Genomic DNA, 6,833 nt, shown 5'->3' on the forward strand with positions numbered 1-6,833 from the left:
TTATTCTCCTAGGGTGTTGATGTTTAACAGCCCGAGATGGGTGAAATGTTGTATCCAAAGACGTACATCGAAATCGGCGAGTTGAGCTTCAGTTTGTTGTTGGAATGTCTGTAAGCTCGAACAATATGAGGGTTGAAGGGTCTGAATCAGTGCCACATCGATGGGCCGAAGTTTTTGTGAGACAACATGGTGTTGAGCGTTTCGAAATACCGCGTAGTAGTTTGATGGAGCGCTATCGGTTATTTGTATTGAGTGACTAGACACCTCAAAAGGCAACTCCACTAAGTGCAGAGTGGGATTGCAGCTCAAGGTGTATTGCTCAGGGTTCTGATACACAATGTCACTGCAAGACTCGATATTGATTCGAGCTTGGTCAATTTCTGCGCTGAAGGCGATCCACTCGTATTCAAGTACCATAAGGTCAAGTTGGTTGACCCAAGTACCATGCTGAATGAACTGCACGAACTCTGTCGCGATGTGATGAAACTCAGGTTCCATTGCACAATGCTGCAACAGAAAGTCTTCCACTAACTGAACCAAAGCTTGATGACCGACTCGCTCAACGAAAAAAGGAAAGGTGTTGTTTACGACACCAAAAACGTTGTCGCGAATAAACTCACCGTATTGGCATCCTTCAATACGACCTAATCGTATCTTCTGCGCAAGTGCTTCAGTTTGCTGAAGCATCAATCCTGGAGGGCTAAGCATAGAGGACCCCACTTTCAGACAGCTGGACTTGTCGTTCAGCAGCTTTGACAACTGCATGGATGTCTCGTAGCTCTTCAGTAAGGACGACCAGTGGTGGCACGTTGTGGTCTCTCTCTAACAGTAGTGGTTTGTTGCCGTGGAGGTTAAACACATAATGAGCCAATTCAATTACTGAGTCAGGGACGGGTTTGCCATGAGTATCGAGTAATGACTGATCGCTCTGCTGCAGATGTCCTGCAATGTGGTAATAGCGAATCGCGTCGCTCGGCAAGCTTTGCAGCATCTCATAAGCATCAAAACTGTGGTTGATGCTGTTGACGTAGACATTATTGATATCCAGCAGCATCTGACAGCCAGATTTCTCGATAAGCTCTGAAAAGAACTCGCCTTCAGGAATGTCGTTGTCATAATTGTGATAAAACGAGATGTTTTCGAGCACCAAAGGCCTAGCGACCACGTCTTGCACGCGTTGGATTCGAGAGGCTAGATAGTCGATATTCTCTCTGCTTCTTGGGATCGGTAGTAGGTCATAAAGATAGCCCTGACTGTCCCGAGAAAAACTCAAATGGTCGCTGTAAATCTCGATATCAAACTCATTAAGAAAACGGGCGACATCTTTCAGGTAGCTTTCGTTTAACGGCACGCAATCACCAATGGATAGACTGAGACCGTGAGCAACCAAGGGGTATTTGTCAGCGATTTGCTCCAAACGCTCCCGTTTTGCGCCACCAAGATTCATCCAGTTTTCAGGTGCGAGCTCGAGAAAGTCGATATCGGGATGCTTAGGCATGTCACTCAGCATATCCACATGCTCCATACGCAGACCCAATCCCTTGCTGGTGTTGGTTATTGTCCGCATACTCCACCTGTCACCTTACTGTTTGCTGATGTCACTGCGTCCGCAGGCGCATTGATACCTTGACCAGAGAGGCCGCACTTCCCGTCACGCGCGCGCACTAACTTATCTTGTGGATCGCTATCGAGCTCTTGTTTTTCAAAGCGTTTTTCGGTTCCACATTTACCTGCTGCACATTTACCGCCATGCTGTTCTGTTGGCTGAGCGGTAACAGGAGCTTCAGCAGATTCACTGATGGCAGCGAGTGCCGCGTTCATTGATACCAGTGAGCTGAGTGCGATTGATATAGCCATTTTATTGTTCATTTGAAGTCTCCTTGAAAGACGCCATTGGGAAGCTCGACAGATCACGAGCAGAGAATATTTTTCCTTTGTAGTACTTTTTCACGATCTCCACTGACTGTGCTTTACGCTTGAGGCCTAGCCCCATCCAGTGATTTAAAATCAGTAGCTTAGGATTAATTTCAGCGGCAATTTCCCCCACGGTCGAAGGTTTCGCATGCATAAACGATGAGATAGCATCGGCTTCTTCGTGAATGGCCATAGGCATTACTAGAATGTCAGCGCCTTTGGCAAAAGGAATGAAGGCGGGATTACTGCCATTTTGGTCTGCAGAAATAACAATGACGCCGTCCTCACTTTCAATTCGGTAGGCCAAAGTAGGTACATCTCCATGAGGGATGCCGAGTGCATAAACAGTAAGCCCATCTAATTCGTAGATTTTTTGTGGTGTGGTTTCTTGATAAGAAACATCGGTGAGGGTGATTGGGAACAGGCCATCTGAGCCATCATAAAGTCCATTAAGGTAAGCGTAAGCTCCGTGTTCCTGATTGAACATCGCATCCATATAGCCTGTTAAACTCGGAAATGCAGAACCAGCTTCTGGACCGGTGATATCTAGTGCGTCCTCACGTTCGAAAAAGTAAGCGCCTTTAAGCAGAGCTGGAAGATCGGCAACGTGATCGGTGTGGAAGTGAGTGATGGCTAAAAGATCGAGGTCTTCGAGTTTGCCTCCTGCTTGGCCAAATCGTAGGTAGTTACCGCCACCCGCGTCAATCATGATTCTTGATTTGCCTTTCCACCAAATCAATTCTCCCGATGAGGCGCGCATATCATCAGAGATGGGACCTCCAGAACCAAGGATTTGTAGGGTAAAGTCTTTATCTAGGGGTTCGAGATTGATTGCAAAAGATTGTGTCGCCCCAAGTGAGCAACTTAGCGCGACTGCCAGCGCTTTTATCGGCCATTTCATAACCATTTCCTATCGTTTTTGTCATCGACTACTTTTGGTCAAAGCGTGAAAGTGCAGACAGGGAATCATCAAGTTTGTTGATCTCTGTCAAAGCACGCCGATACGATAAGGAAAAATTAGGGTTAAGTATGTATGAATATATTTAATGTTATGTTTAGTTAATATGAACGAAAAATAGCAACGGACCTTCAGTTATCCTGTAAGGTCCGTTATGCTTAGAGGTTGTTTTGTTGAATCAAATTTAATTGTTTTTCAACAACTTTAGTAGAGAACGGCTTTCGCTTTGTTTGAGTCAATATTGTCTTTGGTTACATAAACAACACCAGTATCAATATAAGATGCGACTTTCTTTCCGCTCAGGATTTGAGAAACCGTTTCTACACCCATGTTACCCATGCCGTAAGAAGACTGGACAACGGCACCGTCTAACACACCATCACGAATAAATTGTTGAATATCTGAGTTACCATCAAAGGCGACCGCAACAATTTTTCCAGTATAGCCGCGTTGTTGAATAGCTCGTGCCATACCTACCGCTGTTGGTTCGTTAGAGCCAAAAATGCCTACTAAGTCATTATTCGAAGCTAAGACGTCAATAGTTTGGTTTAGAGCGGTAACCATATCCGCATTGGAGTAGTAAGGACCGATAACTTCGTAACCTGCGGCTTCAATGGTTTCTTTAAAGCCACCGTCACGCTCCATAGCAGAGCCAGATCCAGCAGTAAAGCTCATCATGGCCACTTTGCCTTTCTTGCCATTGAGTGACTTGATCATTTTTTCTGCGGCAAGTTTCCCTGCTGCACGGTTATCAGTAGATAGGAAAGCTTGGTGATACTTACCGTCGTCATTAAGGCCTGAGTCGATAAGAGCAACAGGAATTCCTTTCTCCCATGCTGCCTTAAGTGCAGGTACTAATGCGTTAGGGTCAGTAGGTGCAACTACAAGCCCTGATACTCCGCGGTTTAGTGCATTTTGTATCATGTTGACCTGCTCATCAACCGCAGTTTCTGCTGCTGGTCCTTGGAAAGTGATGTTGTATGCAGGAAGCTCTTTAGAGGCATCAACTGCACCGCCTTTAACATTTTGCCAAAAGTTGGAGTTTTCCGTTTTGACAACAACCGCAATCTCTTTCTGAGCGGCAGTAGCATCAGTGGAGTGGCCAGCAAAGGCAAATGCGAGTCCCATCGCAGCGACAGTAGCAATCTTATTAACTTTCATATCTTTAACATCCTTTTTGGATTTTGTAGTAGGGTTTTTCACTTTTGTGGTTTGTTGCATACGGTATTGGTCGTACGCCACGGTAGCGATGATGACGCCACCAATTACGATTTGTTGAACGAAGAAGCTGACGCCATTCATATTTAGGCCGTTTCGCAGGACACCGATAATAAATGACCCGACGACTGCACCAAATACAGTCCCGACTCCACCCATCAAAGAGGTTCCACCGACCACGGCAGAAGCAATGGCATCAAGCTCTGCCATGACCGAACCATTTGGCTGTGCGGTGACAAGTCGACTCGCAATAATGACGCCAGCAAGTCCTGCTAAGAAACCAGAGGCGACATAGGCAGCGGTTTTGACTTTTTGAGTATCGATACCGGAAAGACGAGCGGCTTCTTCGTTTGAGCCTATTGCATATAGGTAGCGGCCAAGGCGCATTTTCGTTAATAGGAAAGAGAATGCTGCGACTACCAGCAACATGACGAGCACTGGATAAGGTATGCCTGCAAATTTAATGATTGGGAAACCATTCTCACCAATCTCAACCATGCGGAATAGTGCACCATTACCTAAGTAAGAGAAGGACTCAGGCATCCCTGAAACTGGGGCTGCATTAGTGATGTAGAGTGCCACACCACGCGCCATCATCATCATACCTAGTGTTGCGATAAATGGTGGGAGGCGCAGTTTAGATACACATAGTCCGCTAATAAGACCGCAGAAGGCCCCTGTCAACACTCCTACAGCCATACCCACGGGAACTGGCATTCCAGCATTTACTGCCATGGCTGCGGTAACCCCCGAGAGCGCCATAACTGAGCCTATGGATAAGTCAATGCCCCCTGTTAGTATCGTCAACATTACACCGATACCTATAATGGTGATCGTTGATGTTTGCAGGCCTACGGTCATGGCATTGTCCATACTAAAAAAGTGTGGACTAGTGATGGAGAAAGCAATAATTAATACGAATAATCCGCCTAGCGATGCTAACTTCTGTAGCATATCCTTGTGTTTTTCGTTCATCACACTGCCTCCTCATATAGTGGGAACATGTTTTTAACTCCTGTTGCGTATTGCATAATTTCTTCTTGAGTCGTGGCTGCGGTTTCAAGCATTGCGGTCATCACACCCTCTTTCATGACAATGACTCGATCAGACATACCTAATACTTCCGGCAACTCAGATGAAATCATGATGACTCCAATCCCATGTGTTGCTAGCTCATCTAAAAGTTCGTAGATGGCGTATTTGGCACCAACATCGATACCTCGAGTAGGCTCATCGAAAATCATGACTTTCGCATCTCTAAACAACCACTTACCAATCACTACTTTTTGCTGGTTACCACCAGAGAGATTTCCAACCAACTGTTCGACGGTTGGGGTCTTTATTTGCATCTTGTCGATGTATTGATTCGCGGCGTCTACCTCAGCTTGATTGGATATTATTCCGAGATTCGAACTCACTTTGTCCATTGAGGCCATAGTTGTGTTCTCTCGTATGGACATTTTGACGGCAATGCCGTTTAGTTTTCGGTCTTCGGAGAGGTAGGCGACGCCGGCTTTGATCGCGTCAGAAGGGGTACGAATGACTTTCTTTTGTCCGTGGACGAAGAGTTCGCCGTCGGTGAGTTTGTCTGCCCCAAACAGCGCTCGAGCAAGCTCTGTACGTTTTGCACCAACTAAGCCTGTAATTGCTAAGATCTCGCCTTTACGAAGGTCGAAGTTTAATGGTTGGAAGACCCCTTCACGAGCTACATTCATTACGGAGAAAATGAGGTCATCTTGAATAACGGCTTGCTTTGGTGGGAAGTGATTGTCCAGAGTTCTGCCAACCATTTTGGCAATGATCTCATCCATCGAAATTTCACAAAAACGATGGTTTGATACATACTGACCATCTCGGAAGATAGTTATATGGTCACATATTCGACGTAGTTCATTCATTCGATGTGAAATGTAGACGATGGCGACACCTTTGGCCTTAAGCTTATCGACCAACTCAAAAAGCGCATCGATTTCTTTATCCGTTAGAGCTGATGTCGGTTCATCCATAATGAGAATTTCAACATCAAAGCTAAGAGACTTAGCAATCTCGACCATTTGTTGTTTTGCCACAGACAAAGTATTTACAATGTCTGTCGGCTCTACGTCTATGTCGAACATCTCAAGTAGCTTCTTGGCTTCTGACCTCATGGTTTTATAGTCAATTAAGCCGTTTTTAAGTGGTTCTCGAGCGAAGAAAATGTTCTCTGCCACGGACAGATGAGGAATAAGGTTCAGCTCTTGGAAAATCATGGATATGCCGGCTTTTTGGGCTTCCAGAACAGAATCAAATGCGACCGTTTGCCCTTTATACTGAATATACCCTTCGTCAGCTTTATGCACGCCTATCAACACTTTCATTAATGTTGACTTCCCTGCTCCGTTTTCACCCATTAGGGCGTGCACTTCGCCTGCCCGCAATTGAATGTTCACGTTTTGCAGAGCTTGAACGCCGGTGAAAGCTTTCGATATGCCACTCATCGTGAGTAATGGACTGCTCATATTGGTTCCTTGCAAATTGGAAAGTTATTCTTCTCAGCAGGTGTACCTTCTCTGCTGACGATTTCCTTATGAACAAATAATATACTCGAAACATTTCGAATGGTAACGAAGTCTTACGATTATAAGGGGTCGATCACATAATTGATTACTGTCTCAACAAAGTAAACTGGGATAGCACTAGGTTTTTGGATGTAGAGTTTTGATTTAAGCTTTTGATTTATAATATAAATTATTTGTTATTAGCA

General features: G+C 45.2%; 6 protein-coding genes. All 6 read right to left on the reverse strand.

Translation table 11 applies throughout. The annotated features are described in order from the left end of the window. Positions 1-708, reverse strand: coding sequence for a DUF2063 domain-containing protein (locus HW45_RS14780; RefSeq protein ID WP_038227663.1), 708 nt, complete (start codon positions 706-708; stop codon positions 1-3). Next, positions 701-1,567 (reverse strand): DUF692 domain-containing protein, encoded by an 867-nt coding sequence (locus HW45_RS14785; RefSeq protein ID WP_038227664.1) that lies wholly within the window; start codon positions 1,565-1,567, stop codon positions 701-703. The genes HW45_RS14780 and HW45_RS14785 overlap by 8 nt, the downstream gene beginning before the upstream one ends. Then, the gene (locus HW45_RS14790) at positions 1,555-1,869 is read right to left on the reverse strand and encodes a hypothetical protein (RefSeq protein ID WP_038227665.1); all 315 of its coding nucleotides are present in this window, start codon (positions 1,867-1,869) and stop codon (positions 1,555-1,557) included. Before HW45_RS14790 ends, HW45_RS14785 begins: the two co-directional genes overlap by 13 nt. Beyond that, positions 1,859-2,815 carry an MBL fold metallo-hydrolase gene (locus tag HW45_RS14795; RefSeq protein ID WP_006069667.1) on the reverse strand — a complete coding sequence of 319 codons (957 nt, stop codon included), beginning with the start codon at positions 2,813-2,815 and terminating at the stop codon, positions 1,859-1,861. Before HW45_RS14795 ends, HW45_RS14790 begins: the two co-directional genes overlap by 11 nt. A 261-nt stretch (positions 2,816-3,076) precedes the next feature. Continuing rightward, the gene (locus HW45_RS29760; RefSeq protein ID WP_200874580.1) at positions 3,077-5,065 is read right to left on the reverse strand and encodes a substrate-binding domain-containing protein; all 1,989 of its coding nucleotides are present in this window, start codon (positions 5,063-5,065) and stop codon (positions 3,077-3,079) included. After that, entirely contained in the window at positions 5,065-6,588 is a 1,524-nt protein-coding gene (locus HW45_RS14805; protein ID WP_038227666.1) for a sugar ABC transporter ATP-binding protein, read from the reverse strand. Before HW45_RS14805 ends, HW45_RS29760 begins: the two co-directional genes overlap by 1 nt. Positions 6,589-6,833 lie beyond the last annotated feature (245 nt).

The organism is Vibrio sp. ER1A (assembly GCF_000733315.1).
Lineage (GTDB): Bacteria > Pseudomonadota > Gammaproteobacteria > Enterobacterales > Vibrionaceae > Vibrio > Vibrio mediterranei.